Annotated in this window: 4 protein-coding genes; 3 read left to right on the top strand and 1 reads right to left on the bottom strand. The window is 69.6% G+C overall.

The window, feature by feature from the left end; genetic code table 11:
* Nucleotides 1-210: hypothetical protein (locus tag ABD205_RS01215; protein ID WP_344041567.1), on the bottom strand; the 210-nt coding region annotated here is incomplete at its 3' end.
* A 113-nt stretch (nt 211-323) separates the two neighbouring features.
* On the opposite strand from ABD205_RS01215, the gene ABD205_RS01210 reads away from it, so the two are divergent.
* The 3 genes from ABD205_RS01210 to ABD205_RS01200 all read left to right on the top strand — a co-directional run bounded on the left by ABD205_RS01210 (nt 324) and on the right by ABD205_RS01200 (nt 2,149).
* The gene (locus ABD205_RS01210) at nt 324-1,064 is read left to right on the top strand and encodes a helix-turn-helix transcriptional regulator (protein WP_344041565.1); all 741 of its coding nucleotides are present in this window, start codon (nt 324-326) and stop codon (nt 1,062-1,064) included.
* A 75-nt stretch (nt 1,065-1,139) separates the two neighbouring features.
* Nucleotides 1,140-1,274, top strand: a complete 135-nt coding sequence (locus ABD205_RS01205; RefSeq protein ID WP_344041563.1) for a hypothetical protein — start codon at nt 1,140-1,142, stop codon at nt 1,272-1,274.
* A 38-nt stretch (nt 1,275-1,312) separates the two neighbouring features.
* Nucleotides 1,313-2,149 carry an aldo/keto reductase gene (locus ABD205_RS01200; protein WP_344041561.1) on the top strand — a complete coding sequence of 279 codons (837 nt, stop codon included), beginning with the start codon at nt 1,313-1,315 and terminating at the stop codon, nt 2,147-2,149.
* The last annotated feature ends 43 nt before the right edge of the window (nt 2,150-2,192 follow it).

Raw genomic sequence — 2,192 nt, 5'->3', positions numbered from 1 at the left:
GTTCACCGTGATCTCGTTCCAGGCCCTGACGGCGGTGCCGTCGGCAGCCTGCGTGCCCTGGTGGACGCGGTGGGCATGGCCGGCGTGGGCGTCGCTGGGCGGTGCCGTCACGGCGCCGAGGGCGAGCGCGAGCACGACGGTGACGACGCGGGCACGGGGCCAGGCGCGGCCTCGGTGAGTCGATCCTGATCTGACACTGCTTCCGGACATCTTCCGCACCTTCCGCTGCACGACGGCCGCGGTGCCGATCGAGGCATCGCCAAGTCTCGGTATAGCCAGCGCGGGCGGGGTGCGTGAATACGACGTCCGTCGTACGTTGAGGCGTGGTCGGTTTCAGCCACCGTGAGTTCGCCGATGCGCTCGCACTGGTGAACACGGGGGCGATGCTCGTGGACCGCTCGACGCCGTTCGGACGTCGCTTCCTCGACCTGCTCGCACGGCTGGTCCCGGGATCGGTGCTCGGCTACCGCGAGCGGGAGGTCGGCAGCCATCGGTTGCTGATCGGTTGCGACACGTCGGCATGCGGCCCACCCGAGTCCGTCACGGTCGCCGCCATGAGACTGTGCGGCGAGCATCCGCTCAGCATCCGGAGATGTGCGCACGAGCAACGGGCGCTCAGGCTCTCGGACGTCGTTGCGGGACCACAGCTGCATCGGCTGGACTACTTCCGCCAGGTCCTGGCGCCGATGGGGGTCGAGCACCAGATCAGGCTGTGGCTCCCGGCGCCGCGCGGCGTCGCGCGTTACCTCTACATCAACCGCAGCAGCTCCGACGGCGACTTCGGCGACCACGACCGCGAGCTGCTCGAGGTGCTCAGGCCGTCGCTCGCAGCCGGTCGCGAGCGCTGGGCCGGGGCCGACGTACGCATGGTCGACAGGCTGACCCGACGTGAGAGCGAGATCCTCTCCTGGGTCGCTCGGGGCAAGACCAACCAGGAGATCGCCGATCGGCTGGTCGTCTCACCGAACACGGTGCGCAAGCACCTGGAGAACTCCTTCGAGAAGCTCGGCGTGCACACCCGGGCCGAGGCGGTCGCGCACCTGTTGACGCAGCCGGACCCGTGACGCTCGCTGGGCCGTCTGCGCGGAGTAGTGTCGGAAGCCGGAGCCATTCAGGCTTCCTCTCAGAGAGAATCCGCCATGAGCGACAAGTCGCCGCGCCAGAACCTGACCAAGAAGACCGGGAAGTCCATCAAGGAGAAGCGCGCCGACAAGCGCCACAAGGAGTCCGAGGCGACCTTCTCCGACCAGATCCATCCTGGCAAGAAGAAGTGACTCCGTCCTCCATCTGACGGCCCGCTAACGTCGAGGCCATGAGCGTCCCGACGTACACACTGAACGACGGCACCACCCTCCCGGCCATCGGCTTCGGCACCTACCCGATGCGCGGGGAGGACGGCGTCGCGGCCATCGTCAGCGCACTGGAGGGCGGCTACCGGCTGCTCGACACGGCCGTGAACTACGAGAACGAGACCGAGGTCGGCGAGGCGCTGCGCCGGTCCGGGCTGCCGCGCGACGAGGTGCGGGTGACGAGCAAGATCCCGGGGCGCCACCACGCGTACGACCTGGCGACCTCGTCGACGAAGGAGTCGTTGCAACGGCTCGGGCTCGACCACCTCGACCTGCACCTCATCCACTGGCCGAACCCCAGTCAGGGTCTCTTCGTCGAGGCGTGGCAGGCGCTCGTCGACCTGCGCGCGCAGGGCCTCGTCACGACGATCGGCGTCTCGAACTTCACCGAGGCGCACCTGCGCCGGATCGTCGAGGAGACCGGCGTGACGCCGGCGGTCAACCAGATCGAGCTGCACCCGCTCTTCCCGCAGGCCGAGATGCGGGCCGTCCACGCCGAGCTCGGCATCCGGACCGAGGCGTGGAGCCCGATGGGCAAGCGGCAGGCGCAGTACGACGCCCCGCCGGTGCGCGCCGCCGCCGAGCGCCTGGGGGTGACGGCCGGTCAGGTGATCCTGCGCTGGCACGTCCAGCTCGGCTCGGTGCCGATCCCGAAGTCGGCGACGCCGTCGCGACAGGCCGAGAACCTCGACGTCTTCGGCTTCGAGCTGTCGGCCGACGAGGTGGACGCGATCACCGCCCTCGGCCGCGCGGACGGCCGCCTCTTCGGCGGTGACCCGGAGACCCACGAGGAGATGTGACCCTCGTTCGGTCCCGCAATGGCGAGTCGGCGCGTCCTCGCAG

Origin of the sequence: Nocardioides panacihumi, assembly GCF_039530925.1 — a bacterium.
Taxonomy (GTDB): domain Bacteria; phylum Actinomycetota; class Actinomycetes; order Propionibacteriales; family Nocardioidaceae; genus Nocardioides; species Nocardioides panacihumi.
This window is presented reverse-complemented; position numbering and strand designations above follow the sequence as displayed.